The 20,449-nt window shown below is 52.4% G+C and carries 19 protein-coding genes; 8 read left to right on the top strand and 11 right to left on the bottom strand.

Annotated features, from left to right (window positions below):
- The first annotated feature begins 48 nt into the window (after positions 1-48).
- A complete protein-coding gene (locus FDW87_RS12430) occupies positions 49-1,416 on the top strand; it encodes an L-serine ammonia-lyase (RefSeq protein ID WP_019077586.1) in 1,368 nt (455 codons plus the stop codon).
- A 137-nt stretch (positions 1,417-1,553) separates the two neighbouring features.
- Positions 1,554-2,309 carry a flap endonuclease Xni gene (gene xni, locus FDW87_RS12425; RefSeq protein ID WP_049040359.1) on the top strand — a complete coding sequence of 252 codons (756 nt, stop codon included), beginning with the start codon at positions 1,554-1,556 and terminating at the stop codon, positions 2,307-2,309.
- Between the two features lie 91 nt (positions 2,310-2,400).
- Here the strand turns inward: xni and fucO are convergent, their stop codons facing one another.
- From fucO to FDW87_RS12390, 7 genes are all read right to left on the bottom strand, one after another.
- The gene (fucO, locus tag FDW87_RS12420; protein ID WP_046276144.1) at positions 2,401-3,549 is read right to left on the bottom strand and encodes a lactaldehyde reductase; all 1,149 of its coding nucleotides are present in this window, start codon (positions 3,547-3,549) and stop codon (positions 2,401-2,403) included.
- A gap of 27 nt (positions 3,550-3,576) precedes the next feature.
- Positions 3,577-4,224, bottom strand: a complete 648-nt coding sequence (gene fucA / locus FDW87_RS12415) for an L-fuculose-phosphate aldolase (RefSeq protein WP_003034062.1) — start codon at positions 4,222-4,224, stop codon at positions 3,577-3,579.
- Positions 4,225-4,365: 141 nt separating this feature from the next.
- Positions 4,366-5,364, bottom strand: a complete 999-nt coding sequence (locus tag FDW87_RS12410) for a LacI family DNA-binding transcriptional regulator (RefSeq protein ID WP_016154251.1) — start codon at positions 5,362-5,364, stop codon at positions 4,366-4,368.
- Positions 5,365-5,430: 66 nt separating this feature from the next.
- Entirely contained in the window at positions 5,431-7,011 is a 1,581-nt protein-coding gene (locus tag FDW87_RS12405) for an FGGY-family carbohydrate kinase (RefSeq protein ID WP_049040358.1), read from the bottom strand.
- 53 nt (positions 7,012-7,064) lie between these two features.
- The gene (locus FDW87_RS12400; RefSeq protein WP_016157361.1) at positions 7,065-8,015 is read right to left on the bottom strand and encodes an ABC transporter substrate-binding protein; all 951 of its coding nucleotides are present in this window, start codon (positions 8,013-8,015) and stop codon (positions 7,065-7,067) included.
- Positions 8,016-8,088: 73 nt separating this feature from the next.
- On the bottom strand, positions 8,089-9,072 hold the full coding sequence (locus FDW87_RS12395; protein ID WP_003034055.1) for an ABC transporter permease: 984 nt from the start codon (positions 9,070-9,072) through the stop codon (positions 8,089-8,091).
- A gap of 3 nt (positions 9,073-9,075) precedes the next feature.
- Positions 9,076-10,575: a sugar ABC transporter ATP-binding protein gene (locus tag FDW87_RS12390; RefSeq protein WP_046276142.1), complete on the bottom strand. Its 1,500-nt coding sequence runs from the start codon at positions 10,573-10,575 to the stop codon at positions 9,076-9,078.
- 463 nt (positions 10,576-11,038) lie between these two features.
- Between FDW87_RS12390 and fucI the strand changes: the two genes are divergently transcribed.
- The 4 genes from fucI (at position 11,039) to fucR (ending at position 15,542) form a co-directional block, all read left to right on the top strand.
- The gene (fucI, locus tag FDW87_RS12385) at positions 11,039-12,814 is read left to right on the top strand and encodes an L-fucose isomerase (protein ID WP_047357907.1); all 1,776 of its coding nucleotides are present in this window, start codon (positions 11,039-11,041) and stop codon (positions 12,812-12,814) included.
- A gap of 99 nt (positions 12,815-12,913) precedes the next feature.
- Entirely contained in the window at positions 12,914-14,332 is a 1,419-nt protein-coding gene (gene fucK, locus FDW87_RS12380; protein WP_019077592.1) for an L-fuculokinase, read from the top strand.
- 1 nt (position 14,333) lies between these two features.
- Positions 14,334-14,756: an L-fucose mutarotase gene (fucU, locus tag FDW87_RS12375; RefSeq protein WP_019077593.1), complete on the top strand. Its 423-nt coding sequence runs from the start codon at positions 14,334-14,336 to the stop codon at positions 14,754-14,756.
- A gap of 57 nt (positions 14,757-14,813) precedes the next feature.
- Positions 14,814-15,542 carry an L-fucose operon activator gene (gene fucR, locus FDW87_RS12370; protein WP_019077594.1) on the top strand — a complete coding sequence of 243 codons (729 nt, stop codon included), beginning with the start codon at positions 14,814-14,816 and terminating at the stop codon, positions 15,540-15,542.
- 35 nt (positions 15,543-15,577) lie between these two features.
- Here the strand turns inward: fucR and rlmM are convergent, their stop codons facing one another.
- From rlmM to FDW87_RS12350, 4 genes are all read right to left on the bottom strand, one after another.
- Complete coding sequence (gene rlmM / locus FDW87_RS12365) at positions 15,578-16,678, bottom strand: 23S rRNA (cytidine(2498)-2'-O)-methyltransferase RlmM (RefSeq protein ID WP_003034040.1); 1,101 nt, start codon at positions 16,676-16,678, stop codon at positions 15,578-15,580.
- The gene (locus tag FDW87_RS12360) at positions 16,671-17,066 is read right to left on the bottom strand and encodes a DUF423 domain-containing protein (RefSeq protein WP_003034037.1); all 396 of its coding nucleotides are present in this window, start codon (positions 17,064-17,066) and stop codon (positions 16,671-16,673) included. The genes rlmM and FDW87_RS12360 overlap by 8 nt, the downstream gene beginning before the upstream one ends.
- A gap of 18 nt (positions 17,067-17,084) precedes the next feature.
- Positions 17,085-18,002 carry a glycine cleavage system transcriptional regulator GcvA gene (gene gcvA / locus FDW87_RS12355; protein WP_016154260.1) on the bottom strand — a complete coding sequence of 306 codons (918 nt, stop codon included), beginning with the start codon at positions 18,000-18,002 and terminating at the stop codon, positions 17,085-17,087.
- Positions 18,003-18,365: 363 nt separating this feature from the next.
- A complete protein-coding gene (locus tag FDW87_RS12350) occupies positions 18,366-18,593 on the bottom strand; it encodes a YgdI/YgdR family lipoprotein (RefSeq protein ID WP_016154261.1) in 228 nt (75 codons plus the stop codon).
- A gap of 192 nt (positions 18,594-18,785) precedes the next feature.
- On the opposite strand from FDW87_RS12350, the gene csdA reads away from it, so the two are divergent.
- The gene (gene csdA, locus FDW87_RS12345) at positions 18,786-19,991 is read left to right on the top strand and encodes a cysteine desulfurase CsdA (RefSeq protein WP_047414363.1); all 1,206 of its coding nucleotides are present in this window, start codon (positions 18,786-18,788) and stop codon (positions 19,989-19,991) included.
- Complete coding sequence (csdE, locus tag FDW87_RS12340; RefSeq protein ID WP_016154263.1) at positions 19,991-20,434, top strand: cysteine desulfurase sulfur acceptor subunit CsdE; 444 nt, start codon at positions 19,991-19,993, stop codon at positions 20,432-20,434. Before csdA ends, csdE begins: the two co-directional genes overlap by 1 nt.
- The last annotated feature ends 15 nt before the right edge of the window (positions 20,435-20,449 follow it).

Here is a 20,449-nt window from a genome sequence, read left to right as displayed (position 1 = left end):
CTGCGCCGCTCCTCGGGGCGGCGCACCTCGATACACAATGGACGCCTCATGATTAGCGTATTCGATATTTTCAAAATCGGCATTGGCCCTTCCAGCTCCCACACTGTTGGCCCGATGAAAGCAGGCAAACAATTCACGGATGACCTGATTGCACGCGGAATTCTCACTGACGTAACCCGCGTAGTGGTTGATGTCTATGGCTCTTTGTCTCTGACGGGGAAAGGTCACCATACCGACATCGCGATTATTATGGGCCTGGCGGGTAATCTGCCGGATACCGTAGACATTGATGCCATCCCGGCCTTTATCCAGGATGTGAATACTCATGGACGTTTGCTGCTGGCAGACGGTCAACATGAGGTCGAGTTCCCGGTCGACAAGTGCATGAATTTCCATGCGGACAATCTGTCTCTGCACGAAAACGGGATGCGTATTACCGCACTGGCGGGCGAAAAGGCCATTTATAGCCAGACTTACTATTCCATTGGCGGTGGGTTCATCGTTGATGAAGAACATTTTGGTTTACCGAACAACTCTCCGGTAAACGTGCCGTATCCGTATAAATCTGCGGCTGATTTGCAACGTCATTGCCAGGAAACCGGCCTGTCGCTTTCCGGTCTGATGATGCAAAACGAACTGGCGCTGCACAGCAAAGAAGAGCTGGAACAACACTTCGCCAACGTCTGGGACGTCATGCGCAGCGGGATTGAGCGCGGCATCACCACCGAAGGTGTATTGCCGGGCAAACTGCGCGTTCCACGTCGCGCGGCGGCGCTGCGTCGTATGCTGGTCAGCAGCGACAAAACCACCACTGATCCGATGGCGGTTGTTGACTGGATCAACATGTTCGCGCTGGCCGTGAACGAAGAAAACGCTGCCGGTGGACGCGTGGTTACGGCGCCAACTAATGGCGCATGCGGGATTGTTCCTGCCGTGCTGGCGTACTACGACAAGTTTATCCGCGAAGTGAATGCTAACTCGCTGGCACGCTACATGCTGGTCGCGAGCGCCATTGGTTCACTGTACAAGATGAACGCCTCTATCTCTGGCGCCGAAGTGGGCTGTCAGGGTGAAGTCGGCGTTGCCTGCTCCATGGCTGCGGCCGGTCTGGCTGAACTGCTGGGCGGTAGCCCAACGCAGGTGTGCATCGCGGCGGAAATCGGTATGGAACATAACCTGGGTCTGACCTGCGATCCGGTTGCCGGCCAGGTGCAGGTACCGTGCATTGAGCGTAACGCCATTGCTTCGGTTAAAGCAGTGAACGCCGCACGTATGGCGCTGCGCCGTACCAGCGAACCGCGCGTGTGCCTTGATAAAGTCATCGAGACCATGTACGAAACCGGTAAAGACATGAACGCCAAATACCGTGAAACATCTCGCGGCGGTCTGGCGATGAAGATTGTCACCTGCGATTAAGTCCCACCACGTTTCAGGATCTGTAGGCCGGATGAGGCGCTCGCCGCCATCCGGTCTACGGATAACGCTATTTCGCAACACTCGCCTCCCCTCGCCGTGAATGTTACCCTACAAACTTATTTGTTAGGGAGAACACCGTGGCCGTCCACCTGCTCATTGTCGATGCACTGAACCTTATCCGCCGCATTCACGCCGTACAGGGCTCACCCTGCGTAGAGACGTGCCAGCACGCGCTCGATCAGTTGATTGTGCACAGTCAGCCTACGCACGCCGTGGCGGTATTCGATGATGAAGCGCGCAACAGCGGCTGGCGTCACCAACGGTTGCCTGACTACAAAGCAGGTCGCCCCCCGATGCCTGATGAATTGCACCAGGAAATGCCCGCCTTACGCGCCGCTTTTGAACAGCGCGGCGTCTGCTGTTGGGTCTCCAGCGGGAATGAAGCCGATGATTTAGCCGCAACCCTGGCGGTTAAAGTGAGCCAGGCGGGACATCAGGCTACCATCGTCTCAACCGATAAAGGCTATTGTCAGTTGCTCTCCCCGACGCTGCGTATTCGTGACTACTTCCAGAAGCGCTGGCTGGATGCACCGTTTATTGAGAAAGAGTTTGGCGTGCTGCCGCAGCAGTTGCCTGATTACTGGGGACTGGCCGGGATCAGCAGTTCGAAAGTACCGGGGGTTGCAGGTATTGGTCCCAAAAGCGCCACGCAGCTGCTCGTACAGTTTCAACATCTGGAAGGCATTTACGCGCATCTTGATGAAGTACCGGACAAGTGGCGCAAGAAACTAGAGAAGCACCAGGAGATGGCGTTTCTGTGTCGCGATATCGCACGGCTGCAAACGGACTTACATATCGACGGAAACCTGCAGCAATTACGGTTGGTGCGATAGGTCTGTTGCCAAATGGCGCTGTGCTTATCTGGCCTACACGTCGAACACCCCGGTAGGCCGGATAAGGCTTTCACGCCGTCACGCTGAAAAATTACCAGGCGGTGTGGTACAGCTCAACGATATCCCCAAGATTCGCTTCACGGGGATTTCCCCCGGTACAAACATCGTCAAATGCCGCCTGTGCCAGCGCAGGAATATCCTCTTTACGTACGCCAACATCGCGTAAATGCAGTGGGATCCCTACATCGCGGTTAAGGGCGAAGACGGCATCTACTGCCGCTTTACGTGCCTCTGCCAGCGTCAGTTCTTCAACCTTAACTCCCATCACCCGGGCGATATCGCGAAATTTTTCCCCGGTGAATTCGGCGTTATAGCGCATCACGTGCGGCAGCAAAATGGCATTTGCTACGCCGTGCGGCGTGTTATAAAACGCGCCTAACGGGTGTGCCATTCCATGCACTAATCCCAGACCAACGTTGGAAAAGCCCATCCCGGCCACGTACTGGCCCAGCGCCATCGCTTCCCCGGCCTGGGTATCGCCCGCAACGGAACCACGTAATGCCCCAGCTATCATTTCAATGGCTTTAATGTGCAGCGCATCGGTAAGCGCCCACGCCGCCCGCGTAATGTACCCCTCAATAGCATGGGTCAGGGCATCCACTCCGGTGGCGGCTTTTAGCGCCGCTGGCATGCCGTCCATCATGTCTGCATCGATGAACGCTACCTGTGGGATGTCATGGGGGTCGACACAAACAAACTTACGCCGATTTTCTTCGTCAGTGATCACGTAGTTAATGGTCACTTCCGCTGCCGTTCCCGCGGTGGTGGGGATAGCCATAACCGGCACGCTCGGGTTGCGCGTTGGCGATAACCCTTCAAGGCTGCGTACATCCGCAAACTCAGGGTTATTATTGATAATGCCAATCGCTTTACAGGTATCCTGAGGGGAGCCTCCGCCGATGGCGATCAGATAGTCTGCGCCGCTTTGCTGAAAGACACCCAACCCTTCCTGCACCACCGCAATGGTTGGGTTAGGAATAACGCCTGAATAGATTTCCCATGCCAGACCAGCAGCATCCATTCGGGAAGTCACCTTATCGACAACGCCGCACTGCACCAGATTTTTATCAGTCACAATCAACGCTTTGCGATAACCACGACGGATGACTTCATCGGTTAATGCACCAACAGCTCCCCGGCCAAACCATGCCGTTTCGTTCAGAATCATTCTGTTCGCCATCGTATTTCTCCTTTTCGCTATGCGAAATTACTCTTCAATGCGTAATCCGTAAGATTTGAATTTCTCCAGCACAATGGCGATCTCCTCGTCATCCAGCACCGGCACCGGGTCAACAATCGCCAGCGTGCTCAGATAAAGGCGGGCCAGAACTTCCACTTCATGCGCCAACCACAGTGCTTTTTCCAAATTCGCTTCACAAGCAATCAACCCATGGTGCTGTAAAAGCGTTGCCTTACGGTTTTTCAGGGCGACGCTCACATGCTCTGACAGCTCTCGTGTACCAAACGTCGCATAAGGCGCACACGGAATAGAGTTCCCCCCAGCCGCCGCAATCATGTAGTGAATTGCCGGGATAGGGCGATTAAGAATAGAAACGGCCGTGCAATGTACGGCATGGTTATGGACAACCGCATTGGCATCGGGACGCGTCTGGTATGCCGCCAGGTGAAAACGCCATTCACTGGAGGGTAATTGTCCTTTATCATATTTCCCGTCGTTATCTACATACACGATCATATTTTCAGTAAGTCTTTCGTAAGGAATACCGCTGGGCGTGATCAGCATCCCATTTTCATAACGCGCACTCACATTTCCCGCCGTCCCCTGATTCAATCCAAGGCTGGTCATTTCAAGGCAGGTTTCAATGATTTCTCGCGACAAACGCATTCTTTCCATAATGATTCTCCGGGTACAGTTTCCCCTCGTCTTTATTGCGAAAAATGCAGCCGCAGAGTAAGACGGGTCAGGTTTCAGATACAGGCAGCCACTGAACGTATATATTCAGGTTCAGTAGGCCGATTTATTTATAGCGGCGTATTAAGGTTGTCTTACGCGCTTAATAAGTTTCATCTCAACTTTTACAGTTTCTTTAATTGGCTGGTCATCAATAGCACTCATCATCATATCGAACGCTTTTTCCGCCCAAACATTTTCATCCTGCTGCATTGACCAGACATTATTGGCGAGGAATCCCAGCATTGGGTGTTCATCGAATGTCCCAATATTAATTTCAGGTGGAATTGTGCCAAAACGATTACGAATAGCGTTAATGGCCCCCTCCAGTACGGGTAATGATGAGGCGATAAATGCCTGTGGGCAGCCCTGTTCGCCGATCAACTCATCCATCAGTCGATAACCCCCCTCGGGCGTGTTGTCCGGCCCTTCGCGCACCCAATCGCTATGCAAAATACCATTATTGTTCAATGCATTAAGATAACCTTGCAAACGGTCGCCGATGCTGGGTAATCCGGTATCTCCCACCAAAAACCAGATCGGCGACTTTCCAGCGTCAAACAAACTTTGCGTCAATTTTTCGCCGCCCAAAATGTTATGGCTTTCTACCAGAGCGTTATCGGTATACTTAAAATCACGGTCAAGTAACACCATCGGTTTTCTGACCTGACGTAAATGGTGCTGCTGATTCTCTAATGTTGAGGGAACAATAAAAAGGCCATCGACATTGCGAGCTATTAACGCTTTGGTCAGTTTATTTTCGTAATCAACATCGTCATAGGTACAGCTAATCGTTAGCTGATAACCGGAACGACGACAGCGTTGCTCAAGTTTTTCTGCGAGTGTGGCAAAAAACACGTTGGAAATATTGGGCACAATCAATCCCAACGTATCCGTTTTATTCAATTTCAGGCTGCGTGCTGAATGGTTAATGACGTAACCATAGCGCTCGACATATTCATTAATACGCGTTTGGGTTTTGACACTGATTCGATATTGCTCTGCTTTCCCGTTCAGCACCAGTCGTACGGTCGTAACCGATAAATTCAGATCGCTGGCTATCTGTTCTACTGTTTTAGCCATTTATATGCCCCAGTTCACATCCAAAAACGTCAATCTACAATCATAAAAGTATTTTAAACTTTTGTCTTACTGCATAAGTTGGTTAATCGCCTGCTGCTGATCCCACATCATCAGATAAGCCTGATATTTGCGGTCATAGAAGTTCCGCCGTGCCGGGTTAGTCTTAATCACCTCGCCTGATCGAACCATCGCCTGGCATGCAGATGGAATATTTTCCCACGCGCCGCAGGCAACCGCGCCAGTGATGGCCGCCCCTAACGTCACCGCATCCTCTTCCTGCATCAGATGAATATCGCATCCGGTGGCATCGGCATATTCTCGCAACCACAGTGGGTTATGCGTTGCGCCGCCGCACAGCGTCAGTCGGGAAATGGTGTGACCGTTTTCGCGCATCACTTCCATAATATGCCGCGTACCGCAGGCGATCGCCTGTAATGTCGCCAGGTACAGACGAGCAACCTGCATCTCGCCTCGCTCAAGAGTCAAACCGCAAACACTCCCCCGGGCATCGGGTCGCGCGCGCGGTGAACGATTGCCGTGGTGATCGGCCAGCACATGCAAATAACGACCAGGCTCTGGCTCCAGCGCCTCAAGTGCGGCAACCCATTCATTAACTAAAACGATGGGATGGCAACCCCGCGCCTCAGCCTTGTGAAATAGTGCCGCGCTGGCTCCTGACTCCTGAAGTGTCCAGTCGACTAACGCCCCAGCGGCACTTTGCCCCCCTTCTGTCAGCCAGTAGCCTGGCAGCATGGCTGACCAGTACGGCCCCCATACACCAGGTGTATGAATCTCCTGCTCACTGCACAGCATATGGCAATTTGACGTTCCGCTGATCAACGCCAACGTCCCCTCAGGCTCAACACCGGCAAGCGCTACTCCGCCCGCATGGGCATCAATCATTCCGCTGGCGACGACCACTGCAGTCGTCAGCCCCAGCGCCTGGGCCGCATCGGCGCTAAGCGTTCCAACGGCAGCGCCTGGCGGCAGGATCCGCGACGGGATTTTTCCCAACAAATCCGTTAGCTCAACAGCGTCAAGCAGGGAGTGGCTAAAGCGTTGTTCATGTGCCAGATAGTTCCATTTACACGTCAGCGTGCACAGACCAGCAACATCACAGGCGGTAGCTTTAGAGACCAGAAAGTCCGCCAGATCGTAGAAGCGATGCGCACTCTGCCAGGTGGCTGGAAAATGGTTTTTCAACCACAGTACTTTAGGAAGCTCCATTTCGACGCTGACTTCACCGCCAACGTAGCGCAGAGCCGGATCCTGCGTGGCGTTTATACGTTGCGTCTCCTGCGCCGCACGATGATCCATCCACATGATGATGTTATGGTCCGATGGTTCGCCTGGTGAAACCGCCAGACCCCGCCCCTGTTCATCCAGTGCCACCAATGAACAGGTGGCATCAAATCCCAATGCGCGAATCTCCTCAATGCGAACCCCGGATGACGACACCGCCTCCTTCACTGCATGGCAAACCTGCTGCCAGATTTCTGCAGATGACTGCTCAACCCGCTCAGGACCGGGTCGAAACTGCGAGATGGCGTGTGTCGCAAAAGCCAGCCGTTTGCCACTGGCATCAAAGACACCAGCCCTGACGCTGGCGGAACCGACATCCACACCGAGGAAATATCCACTGCCCATAGTAACTCCCTGACGCTGGCGAATGATGGGGCGAGCACGTCGCCCCAACGGTGTTATTTTTTACCGAATGGGTGTAACAGCTTGTCAATTTCCGGGGTGTCAATGTTCTTCGCATTAACGAATTTAACCGGAATATCAATTTCTTTCGGTACAGACTGACCCGATACCGCTGCATTTAGTGTCTTGATACCCTGGTAGCCAATCTGATAAGCGTCCTGCACGACAAAGCCCTGAATGACCCCAGACTTCAGGAAAGCAATGATTGCCTCGGTGCTATCAAAACCAATCACTTTCACTTTGCCTTTCAGGTTTTGACTATCAATGGCGTTTGCTACGCCCAGCGTTGAGCCTTCATTGGTGCCATAAATCCCTGCAATATCAGGGTTGGCCTGGATCATATCGATGGTTTTATCCATCGCTTTTTGCGGATCGCCATCGCTGTACTGGACCGGTAGCACCTGGATTTCCGGGTATTTCTCCTTCATGCGGGCAATAAACCCTTCCGAACGCTCAATCGCTGAGGAGGTCCCCGCTACGTGCGCAATAATGCCCACTTTACCTTTGCTGCCCACTTCCGCTGCCAGTGCATCCGCCGCTTCAGCACCGGCTTTACGGTTATTCGTGGCGACAAAGCTCACTGGAATATCGGAATTCACGCCGGAGTCAAACGTCACAACTTTAATGCCGCGTGAATTTGCGGTCTCAACTAATGGCGCCAGCGCATTGGCATCTAACGCTGCCAGCAATAGCCCATTGGGTTTTTGCGCCATCGCGTTTTCAACTAGCTGAATCTGCTCGGCAATCTGAGTTTCATCCGCCGGGCCAACATAGCTGGTTTTATCACCCGACTCTTTTGCTGCCGCTTCCGTCCCCATTTTTACGGTTTGCCAGAATTCATGCTGGAAACCTTTACTGACCACCGGAAGGTTCATATCTTTAGCCAATACGCTGGATGTCATACAGGCCAGCAGGGATAACGCATAGACAAAATTCCTGGTTCTCATTGTTTTACTCCGTTCTGAGTGAGTCACCCTAAACGTCAGGGTTATGATGCCCCGTGACTTCCGGGAGCGTAAATCAACGAATTTTTTTGCGTAATGTATCGAGATAAACCGCAGCAATGACCACCACGCCCATGGCCACCATTTGCCAGAACTGGGAAACCCCCATCAGGTTCAGACCGTTTTTCAACACGCTCATAATGAATGCGCCGATGATAGTCCCGCCGATGGTGCCAATTCCTCCCATCAGGCTCGTACCGCCAATAACAACCGCCGCGATGGCTTCCAGTTCATAACCCACGCCAACCGTTGGCTGACCAGAGTTCAAACGTGAGGCCAGAATAACCCCGGCGATCCCGGTCAGCAGACCACAAAAGGCGTAGACGAAAATTTTGACGCGTTGAACTTTAATACCGGAAAGGTGTGCGGCCACCTCATTGCTACCCACAGCGTAAACATAGCGACCAATCACCGTTTTCTTCAGGATGTAGGCGGCGATTAGCGCCACCACCACCAGGTAAAAAACGGGATAAGGCAACACATCGAACAGACGTCCCTGGGCCAGCATTTTGAAGGTGGGGTAATCAGCGAAATAAATCGCACGACCATCTGTCATCACCATATTGATGCCTCTGACGGACATCATCAGGCCCAGCGTGGCGATAAAAGGCGGGATAGTCATTTTGGTGACCAGCAGACCATTGATATAGCCGCATAATCCACCGGCCAGCACCCCGGCCAGAATACATACGGGCAGAGGCAATCCCAGCGTGGCGCTGATGCCTACCGCAACACCCGAAAAGGCCACCACCGAGCCAAGAGAAAGGTCGATTCCTGACGTGATAATGACGAAGGTAACGCCAATCGCCATAATGCCAATCACTGAAGTTTGCAGAGCGATTGTCATGATGTTTTCAGTGTTAAAGAAAAATGGCGAACCAAAGCTAAAAAATATTACTAAAATAATCAGACTCAAAAGCGGCGCAAGGCGCATTAAAAGTTCTTTGTTAATTTTTATTTTCTTATTATTGCTGTCTGAAGAGGTTACAGAGATAGTCATAAATTAGTCCTCTAACGTCGCATATTGCATGATTTTTTCTTGTGTGGCGTCATCAGAAGCTAACTCCCCGGTAATACGTCCATTACGCATCACTAAAATGCGATCGCACATACCCAGCACTTCCGGTAATTCAGAGGAGATCATGATAATTGACTTCCCTTTTGCCACCAGTCGATTCATTAATTCATAAATTTCAAGTTTGGCACCCACATCAATACCGCGAGTGGGTTCATCAAAGATGAGAATATCGGTGTCTTTACACACCCATCTGGCAATAATAATTTTCTGCTGATTACCACCACTTAAATTCAGAGCAGCCTGTTCTAAATGTGGTGTTTTAATGCGTAGGGCTTTCACCTGTTCTTCGCTGGTTTTCTGACAACGTTTGCTGTCCACGTTGCCATAACGATCGGAATACTCAGGATAATTGCCCAACATAATATTGCGCTCAACGGACAGTCCTAATGCCAGCCCCTCTTTTTTCCTGTCCTCGGTTAAATAGCTGATACCCTGTTTGATAGCATCAGGAATATCTTTAATTACCGTCACGTTACCGTTCAGCTTGAGGGTTCCGCCATCAATGGGATCCGCACCAAAAATCGCCCGCGCCAGCTCAGTACGTCCTGCCCCCATCAGACCGGCGAAGCCCAAAATTTCGCCCTGATACAGAGTGAAATCAATATTGTTTAATACGCCATTGCGCGTCAGACCGCTTACTTCCAACACCGGTTTGCGTTGAGCCAAAGGTTCGCGGCGAGGATAGATATTGCCAAGATCGCGCCCAACCATCATGGCAATCAGATCGCTAATTTTAACCGCATCATAATCCACAGTGGCAATAAACTGACCATCCCGCATCACCGTCGCGCGATCGGCGATCAGCGCCAGTTCCTCTAATCTGTGCGAGATATAAACAATGCCCGTTCCCTGTTCTTTCAGCAAACGAGTTACCTGAAATAAGCTGTCAATTTCCGTTTCGGTCAGCGCTGCCGTCGGTTCATCCATAATAAGAATCTTGGCATTCACCGATATCGCTTTAGCAATCTCAACCATTTGTTGTTGCGCGACGGTCAGATCGGCCACCAGCGTTTCTGGAGAGATATTCAGGTTTAATTTTTGCAAAATATCGATAGCTGCCTGTCGCTGTTGTTTTTCATCCAGACGCCAGCGATTATTTTTGCAAAACTCCCTGCCAATAAATATATTTTCTTCCACCGTGAGTTCAGGGAAAAGGTTAAACTCCTGGTGAATGATGGTGATACCTGCGCTTTGTGCACTCAACGGATTCGCAAAAGTAACAGGTTGTCCCTCAAAAATAATATCCCCTTCATCAGGCTGATAAACACCGGATAAAATCTTCATCAACGTAGACTTTCCTGCGCCATTCTCACCCAGCAGCGCATGAACCTCTCCTTTGCGTAAAGCAAAATCCACATTACTCAACGCTAATACGCCGGGAAAACGTTTCGTAATATGACTCATCTGTAAAAATGTTTCAGACATTGCTGCTTTCCTCAATATACAGAAACTGCAATCAGTGAATCAGGCGCAAAACGTTGCCAGGAAGCCATCGTCACCGTTAATGCGAATACTACCTATAAGTTCATATGCGTTTTATCAATTATGCTAACTCGAGTTAGCGAAGTGCCTTTTAAAGCTATTTTAGCTACTCAAAATAGCCAAATCATTTGGTTTAAAACTGTGACGCTGAACAGACAATTTATTACAACCAATTAATTTAAAAAGGATTTATTGAAAATACCCGTCCTGGTTTATTTGACGCAGATCGAATTTTAACCACTTCTCGTGAAGCCTCTCACAGTTCCACAACAAAAAAGTTGTGCAAAAAACTCTCCAATACCTAAGCTAACTCGAGTTAGCAAAAATGGGTTATTCAGCCAACTGCGACGGTGGTGTTCAACATCCGCTTTTGCAGCACGGCATAAAGTGAGATGAGGAACCTCGAATGAACAAAAATAGCTTACCGAAAATTGGAATTCGTCCGGTGATTGATGGGCGCCGTATGGGTGTTCGTGAATCGCTCGAAGAGCAAACCATGAATATGGCCAAAGCCACTGCTGCGCTGATCACAGAGAAACTTCGTCACGCCTGTGGCGCACAAATTGAATGTGTGATTGCCGACACTTGCATTGCCGGGATGGCTGAATCTGCCGCCTGTGAAGAAAAATTCAGCAGCCTGAACGTAGGCGTGACGATTACTGTGACCCCATGCTGGTGCTACGGTAGCGAAACCATCGACATGGATCCGATGCGCCCGAAAGCTATCTGGGGCTTTAACGGAACAGAACGTCCCGGCGCAGTTTATCTGGCCGCAGCATTGGCTGCGCATAATCAAAAAGGACTTCCCGCCTTCTCTATTTACGGCCATGACGTACAGGATGCCGGCGATACCACGATCCCTGCCGATGTTGAAGAAAAATTGCTGCGCTTTGCCCGTGCGGGCCTGGCGGTTGCCAGTATGAAAGGCAAAAGCTACCTGTCCGTAGGCGGCGTTTCAATGGGCATTGCTGGCTCGATTGTCGATCATAACTTCTTTGAATCCTGGCTGGGAATGAAGGTTCAACCCGTTGATATGACCGAACTGCGTCGTCGCATCGACCAAAAAATCTATGACGAAGCTGAGCTGGAAATGGCGCTGGCGTGGGCGGATAAAAACTTCCGCTACGGTGAAGATCAGAACGCACAGCAATATAAGCGTAACGCAGAGCAGAGCCGTGCGGTGCTGAAAGAGAGCCTGCTGATGGCCATGTGCATTCGCGACATGATGCAGGGTAACCAGAAACTGGCAGACAAAGGTCGGGTTGAAGAGTCGCTGGGGTACAACGCGATTGCCGCAGGCTTCCAGGGCCAGCGTCACTGGACCGATCAATACCCGAATGGCGATACCGCCGAAGCACTGCTCAACAGCTCCTTTGACTGGAACGGCATTCGCGAACCGTTCGTTGTCGCCACCGAAAACGACAGCCTGAACGGCGTGGCGATGCTGTTTGGTCATCAACTCACCGGCACAGCGCAGGTCTTTGCCGATGTGCGCACCTACTGGTCGCCAGAGGCGGTTGAACGCGTCACGGGTAAACCGCTAACCGGCCTTGCTGAGCACGGTATTATTCACCTGATTAACTCCGGCTCGGCAGCGCTGGATGGTTCCTGCAAACAGCGCGACGGCGAAGGGAAACCGACCATGAAGCCGCACTGGGAGATCTCACAGAAAGAGGCGGATGATTGCCTGGCGGCTACCGAATGGTGTCCGGCTATTCACGAATACTTCCGCGGCGGCGGCTATTCTTCTCGCTTCCTGACCGAGGGCGGCGTGCCGTTCACCATGACCCGCATCAACATCATCAAAGGCCTGGGCCCGGTGCTGCAAATCGCGGAAGGCTGGAGCGTGGAATTGCCTAAAGAGATGCACGACCAGCTTGATGCGCGCACCAACTCCACCTGGCCAACCACCTGGTTCGCTCCGCGCTTAACCGGTAAAGGCCCGTTCAGCGATGTCTATTCCGTCATGGCTAACTGGGGCGCAAACCACGGCGTACTGACGATTGGTCACGTGGGCGCGGACTTTATTACGCTCGCCGCCATGCTGCGTATCCCGGTTTGTATGCACAACGTGGAAGACGAAAAAATTTACCGCCCTTCAGCCTGGGCAGCCCATGGTATGGATATGGAAGGCCAGGATTATCGCGCCTGCCAGAACTACGGCCCGCTGTATAAGCGTTAATGCGACTCTGGCCCGGTAGCGCAAGCTTACCGGGCCTGCGCAGTGAATTTTGTAGGCCGGGTAAGCGCTGCGCCATCCGGCTACGTTTGGGGAGCGATTATGAAACAAGACGTTATCCTGGTTCTCGACTGTGGCGCGACCAACGTGCGGGCTATCGCCGTTGACCGACAGGGAAAGATTGTCGCCCGCGCAGCAACCCCGAACGCCAGTGACATCGCAACAGAAAACAGTACCTGGCATCAATGGTCGCTGGAGGCCATTCTGCAACGCTTCGCCGATTGCTGTCAGCGCCTCTGCACGCAACTAGCCGCCTGCCATGTCCGCGGGATCGCCGTCACCACTTTTGGCGTAGACGGCGCGCTGGTTGATAAGAACGGCAAGCAGCTGTATCCGGTGATTAGCTGGAAATGTCCACGCACCGCAGCGGTGATGGAGAATATTCACCGCTACATATCACCGCAGCAATTGCAGGAAATTTCCGGCGTCGGCGCATTTAGCTTCAACACGCTGTATAAACTGGTGTGGCTGAAAGAAAACCATCCGCAATTTCTGGAGCAGGCGCACGCCTGGTTGTTTATCTCGTCGCTTATCAACCACCGTTTAACCGGCGAGTTCACTACAGATATCACCATGGCGGGCACCAGTCAGCTGCTGGACATCCGGCAGCGCGATTTTAGTCATGACATTTTGCAGGCTACGGGCATACCGCGCCGTCTGTTCCCGCGCCTGGTTGAAGCAGGCGAACAGATTGGGGTTTTGCAACCAGAGGCTGCCAGCTTGCTCGGGCTTACGGCGGGAATTCCGGTCATCTCTGCCGGACACGACACGCAGTTTGCGCTATTTGGCGCTGGAGCCCAGCCAGATGAACCGGTGCTCTCTTCCGGCACATGGGAAATTCTGATGGTGCGCAGTGCGCAGGTGGATACCTCCCAGCTCAGCCAATATGCGGGTTCCACTTGTGAGCTGGATAGCCAGGCTGGACTGAATAACCCCGGCATGCAGTGGCTGGCTTCCGGTGTACTCGAGTGGGTGCGTAAGCTGCTGTGGACTGCCGACACCCCCTGGCAGACGCTGATTGACGAAGCCAGGGCCATCCCGGCAGGCGCCGAAGGCGTGAAGATGCACTGCGACCTGCTGGCCTGTCAGAATGCGGGCTGGCAAGGGGTTACGCTCAATACCACCCGTGGGCACTTTTATCGCGCCGCGCTGGAGGGACTGACAGAACAGCTGCAGCGAAACCTCCATACGCTGGAAAAAATCGGTCATTTCCAGGCCACTGAACTGCTATTAGTTGGTGGGGGAAGCCGCAACGCGTTGTGGAATCAGATCAAAGCGAATGTTCTCGGGATACCTGTCAAAGTGCTGGATGACGCCGAAACCACCGTGGCAGGTGCCGCAATGTTTGCGTGGTCAGGCATTGGGGAATTTGCCTCACCGGAACAGGCACGCGGGCAGGTACGCTACCAGTACCGTTACTTCTATCCGCAAACCGAATCCGAACTAACAGGAGTCGAGTAACATGCTCAAAACAATATCTCCCTTAATTTCGCCCGACCTGCTGAAGGTACTGGCTGAAATGGGGCACGGCGATGAGATTATATTTTCCGATGCCCACTTCCCGGCCCACAGCATGGGACCACAGGTTATCCGCGCCGACGGTCTATTGGTCAGCGACCTGCTACAGGCGATTATTCCGCTCTTTGAACTGGACAGCTATGCCCCACCGCTGGTGATGATGGCGGCTGTTGAAGGCGATGCCCTCGATCCTGACGTCGAGGCCCGCTATCGTCAGGCGCTTTCACTGCAAACCCCCTGCCCGGACATCACGCGTATTGACCGCTATGCCTTCTATGAACGCGCGCAACAGGCGTTTGCGATCGTTATCACAGGAGAGCGGGCAAAGTACGGGAATATTCTATTAAAAAAAGGAGTAACCCCGTAATCTCTGGTCTGAATGCCCGTCAGCTACGGGCATTCATCATAAGATGAGGATCAGAACATGAAAGCGGCGCGCCAGCAGGCGATCGTAGATCTGCTTACCAACCACAAAAATCTGACAACCGAAACCCTTGCTTTGCAACTTAAGGTCAGCAAAGAGACCATCCGCCGCGATCTCAGCGAGCTACAAGCCCAGGGAAAAGTGCTGCGCAATCACGGGCGGGCCAAAGTGATTCATCGGGAAAATCAGGACAGCGGCGACCCGTTTCATATGCGACTCAAAAGCCACTATGCCCACAAAGCGAATATTGCCCGCGAAGCGCTGGCATGGATCGAAGAAGGTATGGTGATAGCCCTGGACGCCAGCTCAACGTGCTGGTACCTGGCGCGACAGTTACCGGACATCAACATTCACGTCTTTACCAACAGTCAGCCCATTTGCCAGGAATTGGCTAAACGCGAACACCTTCAGCTCATCAGCTCCGGTGGTCGCCTTGAGCGTAAATACGGTTGCTATGTTAACCCCTCGCTCATCTCGCAGCTCAAACCACTCGAGATCGATCTGTTTATTTTTTCCTGCGCAGGGATCGACAGCGACGGCGCACTCTGGGACTCTAACGCGACCAATGCCGACTTCAAGTCCATTCTGCTTAAGCGCGCAGCGCAGTCATTATTGCTGATCGATAAAAGTAAATTTAATCGTTCGGGAGAGGCCCGGATTGGGCATCTGGATGATGTGACGCATATTATTTCAGATACGCCGCTGATTGAAACAATGCAGGCCGGATGAGACATTTACGCCTTCATCCGGCCTGCAATTTTACCTTATCGCTCGTCGCGACGACCACCAACAGCAGCCCACAGGCGACGGACGTGCACGGTGACTTCTTCACGGTCATGATACAGCTGACGCGCCTGAATCTGGGCATTTACGCCATGCTCGTCAAGCTGTGCCTGAATATAAGCCAGGTTTTGCGACACCTCTTCGTAGCGTTTTTTCATCGGCAGCTTGAGGTTGAAGATAGTCTCACGACACCAGCCGTTGACCAGCCACTGCGCCATCAGGGCGGCAACCTTCGCGGGCTTTTCCACCATGTCGCAAACCATCCACGAAATGTTATTGCGATTTGGCCGGTACTTAAATCCGTCTTCGCGCAGCCAGGTAACTTGTCCGGTATCCATCAGGCTTTGCGCCATCGGACCATTATCCACGGAGTAAACCCACATGTTGCGTTTAACCAGTTGATAGGTCCAACCGCCCGGGCATGCCCCTAAATCCACCGCATACATTCCGTTAGCCAGACGTTCATCCCACTCATCGGCAGGAATGAACACGTGCAGCGCTTCTTCCAGCTTCAGTGTTGAACGGCTCGGCGCATCGGCCGGGAACTTCAGACGCGGAATGCCCATGTAGAACGGGGAGTTATTGTCAGGCCAGGAATAGCCGGTATAGCAGCAGCCAGGTGCGATAAAGAACACATGAACCACCGGACGTTTTGGCGTTTCATATTTTGCCAGCACGCCCGCTTCCCGCAGCGCCGCGCGCAGTGGTACGGTAAATTTACGGCAAAATTTAACCAACTCTTTGCTTTCATTGGTATCAGCAACTTCAACGCGCAGATCGCCGCCTTTCTCTACCACGCCCTGCAACATGCCGACAATCGGCGTAATGCGGTCTTCCGGCGGTAAATATTGCAGCAGTTCGCCCACCACAAACATTTGACGGGCAAAAATCAGCGAGCTAAACGGCAACTCTTTCACTAACTTTTCGGCATCGTCCTGCTGATAGCATTCGAAGATGACGTAACCCGCATTGTCTTTCACGCGGGCAAAACCGAAGATTTCCCGGCGTCCTGCTTTATCCGTAATTTCTGCGGCGCACTCTTTTTCAAAACCTGGGCGACACAACAATACAACCTTATTCATGGCTAACGCCCTTACGTTTCAATCGAATAGCGCCCACTAACATCAGCGCCCAGCCCACAAGGAAGCTGAAACCGCCGACGGGGGTAACAAACGCCCACAGGCGTAAATGCGAGAGCGCGAGGCAATACAGGCTGCCGCTAAACAGCACCGTTCCTAATGCCAAAAACACGCTACTCCAGTAAAACCAAATGCTAATGCGCCGCTGCATGGCGACGGCCAGGCCAAATATAGCCAGCGTATGGAACGCCTGATACTCGAGGCCAGTCTGGATCCACCCCATCTCAACGACACCGAGGGTTTTACTCAGAACATGTGCCCCAAAGGCGCCCAACGCCACAAAGATAAAGCCACTTACGGCGGCAAAAATCAGCATAAAACGGCTGGTCATGTGAATACCCTACGTAAATTATTGTTCATAACGAAAGCGGAATTTTTCTTGTTCCGTGGCCGCTTTCGCCAGAATCCACTGACGGAAGGCGGCTATTTTACCCAGTTCTGCCTGACTGTCATGACAAACCAGATAAAATGCGTTTTTGCTGACCAGAACATCATTAAACGGACAGACCAGACGTCCGGCTTCTATTTCGGATTGCGCCATGACGTTATTAGCCAACGCAATTCCCTGTCCATGGATAGCAGCCTGGAGCACCATGGCGCTATGGCTGAAGATGGGTCCCTGCTGTACGTTGATATGATTCAGGCCAAGCTGGCGCGTATAGGCTTGCCAGTCACGGCGCGACGCATCGTGCAATAATGTGTGTTTCGCCAGATCTTCGGGCGTCTTTAGCGGTTTATCACCGGTGAGTAATAGCGGCGAGCAGACCGGCAATAAATATTCTGCGTACAATTTTTCAACACGCAGACCCGGCCAGTTGCCACGTCCGTAGAAAATCGCCACATCAACGTCGTCAGCCAGTTTGTCTTCCTGACGGTCCACCGCCTGGATCCTGACATCGATTCCCGGATAAGCTGAGTTAAAGCTAGAGAGTCTGGGAACCATCCATTGGATTGCAAAACTGGGCAATAAACTCACAGTGAGCGCACCTTTTGCACTGCGTGCCTGAAGTTTACGCGTCGCGTCGGTTAATTGCGAAAAAATCTCTTTGATGTCGAGAAAGTAGCTTTGGCCTTCTTCCGTTAACAGCAAAGATCGATTGCGTCGACGAAACAGCTTCAGCCCCAGGAAATCCTCAAGTGACTTGATTTGATGACTTACTGCGGCCTGCGTCACAAAAAGCTCTTCTGCTGCGCGAGTAAAGCTCAAATGACGCGCTGCAGCATCAAAAACACGCAACGCATTTAGGGGTGGTAATCGTTTTGACATGACTTTTAGGCTTTGATGTTAAATGAATTTAACAATTAACCAACAGGTTGTAACCTATTAGTTTTTTTTATCTGAGCCATTATAAATTGTCCGTTGAGGTTCTACCAGCAAATACCTATAGTGGCGGCACTTCCTGAAGCCGGAACGAAAAGTTTTATCGGAATGCGTGTTCTGGTGGGCTTTTGGCTTACGGTTGTGATGTTGTGTTGTTGTGTTTGCAATTGGTCTGCGATTCAGACCATGGTAGCAAAGCTACCCTTTTTCACTTCCTGTACATTTACCCTGTCTGTCCATAGTGATTAATGTAGCACCGCCAAATTGCGGTGCTTTTTTTTGTCCGACTCTTTGTCGATGGACGACCGGTTAATTATCCAGTTCTACCATCTCTTTCACATCGGTACGGTTAATCTGCTGTTTGTTGCCGTTAGCGTCTTTATACGAAATCATCCCCGTTTCATTGTCGGTCTGTGGCTTACCATCAGATACGATTGATCGACCATCATTGGTGTGCATCACGTAATTCGAACCAGAACAGGCGCTCAGGGCAAAAGTCAGCATACAAGCAGAGATAATTGCGGCAGTCTTTTTCATCTTTTTCTCCTTAAAGCGATTTATGCTATTAAAAACACACTCCGTAACAGGCTAAATTGCTCGCCTAACGGTATATAGCATAAGACACTGCGTGGACTTTGCCAGGATATCCAGAGTATTCCGATGGTTAGCACACCCCTTGTATCAGCGCCCTTTTTGCGCCACGATCGGTTTACTGAACTGAGGAATACCATGAACGCTTTTAACCCCGCGCAGTTTCGCGCGCAATTTCCCGCACTCAACGATGCTGGCGTCTATCTCGACAGCGCTGCTACAGCACTGAAGCCGCAGGCAGTGATTGAGGCCACCCATCAGTTTTATAGCCTGAGCGCCGGGAACGTCCACCGCAGCCAGTTTGCCGAAGCACAGCGCCTGACCGCACGCTATGAAGCCGCGCGGGAAAAAGTCGCAAGCCTGATTAATGCGCCGGATGACAAAACAATCGTCTGGACCCGCGGTACGACGGAAGCGATCAACATGGTTGCCCAAAGCTATGCGCGACCACGCTTACAACCGGGTGATGAGATTATCGTTAGCGCAGCAGAGCATCATGCCAACCTCGTGCCCTGGCTGATGGTGGCGGAGCAAACGGGGGCGAAGGTCGTCAGGCTGCCGCTTAACGCCCATTTATTGCCAGACGTTGAAAGCCTCGCGCAACTCATCACTCCACGCAGCCGCATTCTGGCGCTTGGGCAGATGTCGAACGTTACCGGCGGTTGCCCGGATCTGGCCCGCGCCATTACGCTCGCCCATGCGGCTGGCATGGTGGTGATGGTGGACGGCGCCCAGGGGATTGTCCATTTCCCCGCCGACGTACAGCAATTAGACATTGATTTCTATGCGTTCTCGGGCCACAAGCTGTATGGCCCCACCGGCATTGGCGTGCTGTACGGTAAACCGGAACTGCTGGATGCCATGTCTCCCTGGCTCGGTGGCGGTAAAATGATTAGCGAAGTCAGTTTTGACGGTTTCACCACCCAGGCTGCTCCATGGAAGCTGGAGGCCGGTACGCCTAACGTTGCTGGCGTTATCGGGCTAAGCGCGGCGCTCGAATGGCTGGCGGACATTGACGTGGTGCAGGCCGAAAACTGGAGCCGGGGTCTGGCGACGCTGGCAGAAGATGCACTGGCGAAACGCCCCGGCTTTCGCTCCTTCCGCTGCCAGGACTCCAGTCTGTTAGCCTTTGATTTCGCAGGGGTTCATCACAGCGACATGGTGACGTTGCTGGCCGAATATGGCATTGCACTGCGTGCAGGACAACACTGTGCGCAACCGCTGCTGGCAGAACTGGGCGTATCCGGGACGCTACGCGCCTCATTTGCACCTTATAATACGCAAAGTGATGTAGATGCGTTGGTCGCAGCCGTTGACCGCGCGCTGGAAATATTGGTGGATTAATGACAAGCCCTCTGTTCGCCGGACACCCGTTTGGCACAACCGTAACGGAAGAGACGTTACGCAATACCTTTACCCCGCTCACCCAGTGGGAAGATAAATATCGCCAGCTGATTCTGCTGGGTAAGCAGTTGCCCGCGCTTCCGGATTCGCTAAAGGCACAGGCCAAAGAGATCGCGGGCTGCGAAAACCGCGTTTGGCTGGGGCATACCCTTCATGAGAATGGTACTTTGCATTTCTTCGGCGACAGCGAAGGTCGCATTGTACGCGGGCTGCTGGCGGTATTACTCACAGCGGTTGAAGGTAAAACTGCAGCCGAGTTACTGGCGCATTCGCCAATGGCATTATTTGACGAGCTAGGTTTACGCGCGCAGCTCAGCGCCTCGCGTACCCAGGGGCTGCATGCTCTGAACGAGGCGATTCTTGAGGCTGCCCGACAGGTTTGATGGTTGCCGGATGGC

Origin of the sequence: Citrobacter sp. wls826, assembly GCF_005281245.1 — a bacterium.
Classification (GTDB): Bacteria; Pseudomonadota; Gammaproteobacteria; order Enterobacterales; family Enterobacteriaceae; genus Citrobacter; species Citrobacter braakii.
Note: the sequence above shows the minus strand (reverse complement) of the source record. Positions and strands in the feature narration are given on the sequence as shown.

What these genes read in the sequence shown, in the direction of transcription:
- FDW87_RS12350 (WP_016154261.1), bottom strand. Translation starts at nt 18,593, where the DNA reads ATGAAAAAGACTGCCGCAATTATCTCTGCTTGTATGCTGACTTTTGCC.
- csdA (WP_047414363.1), top strand. Translation starts at nt 18,786, where the DNA reads ATGAACGCTTTTAACCCCGCGCAGTTTCGCGCGCAATTTCCCGCACTC.
- fucA (WP_003034062.1), bottom strand. Translation starts at nt 4,224, where the DNA reads ATGGAAAGAATGCGTTTGTCGCGAGAAATCATTGAAACCTGCCTTGAA.
- FDW87_RS12410 (WP_016154251.1), bottom strand. Translation starts at nt 5,364, where the DNA reads ATGGCTAAAACAGTAGAACAGATAGCCAGCGATCTGAATTTATCGGTT.
- fucI (WP_047357907.1), top strand. Translation starts at nt 11,039, where the DNA reads ATGAACAAAAATAGCTTACCGAAAATTGGAATTCGTCCGGTGATTGAT.
- rlmM (WP_003034040.1), bottom strand. Translation starts at nt 16,678, where the DNA reads ATGAATAAGGTTGTATTGTTGTGTCGCCCAGGTTTTGAAAAAGAGTGC.
- csdE (WP_016154263.1), top strand. Translation starts at nt 19,991, where the DNA reads ATGACAAGCCCTCTGTTCGCCGGACACCCGTTTGGCACAACCGTAACG.
- FDW87_RS12360 (WP_003034037.1), bottom strand. Translation starts at nt 17,066, where the DNA reads ATGACCAGCCGTTTTATGCTGATTTTTGCCGCCGTAAGTGGCTTTATC.
- FDW87_RS12405 (WP_049040358.1), bottom strand. Translation starts at nt 7,011, where the DNA reads ATGGGCAGTGGATATTTCCTCGGTGTGGATGTCGGTTCCGCCAGCGTC.
- gcvA (WP_016154260.1), bottom strand. Translation starts at nt 18,002, where the DNA reads ATGTCAAAACGATTACCACCCCTAAATGCGTTGCGTGTTTTTGATGCT.
- fucU (WP_019077593.1), top strand. Translation starts at nt 14,334, where the DNA reads ATGCTCAAAACAATATCTCCCTTAATTTCGCCCGACCTGCTGAAGGTA.
- FDW87_RS12390 (WP_046276142.1), bottom strand. Translation starts at nt 10,575, where the DNA reads ATGTCTGAAACATTTTTACAGATGAGTCATATTACGAAACGTTTTCCC.
- fucK (WP_019077592.1), top strand. Translation starts at nt 12,914, where the DNA reads ATGAAACAAGACGTTATCCTGGTTCTCGACTGTGGCGCGACCAACGTG.
- FDW87_RS12395 (WP_003034055.1), bottom strand. Translation starts at nt 9,072, where the DNA reads ATGACTATCTCTGTAACCTCTTCAGACAGCAATAATAAGAAAATAAAA.
- fucO (WP_046276144.1), bottom strand. Translation starts at nt 3,549, where the DNA reads ATGGCGAACAGAATGATTCTGAACGAAACGGCATGGTTTGGCCGGGGA.
- FDW87_RS12400 (WP_016157361.1), bottom strand. Translation starts at nt 8,015, where the DNA reads ATGAGAACCAGGAATTTTGTCTATGCGTTATCCCTGCTGGCCTGTATG.
- FDW87_RS12430 (WP_019077586.1), top strand. Translation starts at nt 49, where the DNA reads ATGATTAGCGTATTCGATATTTTCAAAATCGGCATTGGCCCTTCCAGC.
- fucR (WP_019077594.1), top strand. Translation starts at nt 14,814, where the DNA reads ATGAAAGCGGCGCGCCAGCAGGCGATCGTAGATCTGCTTACCAACCAC.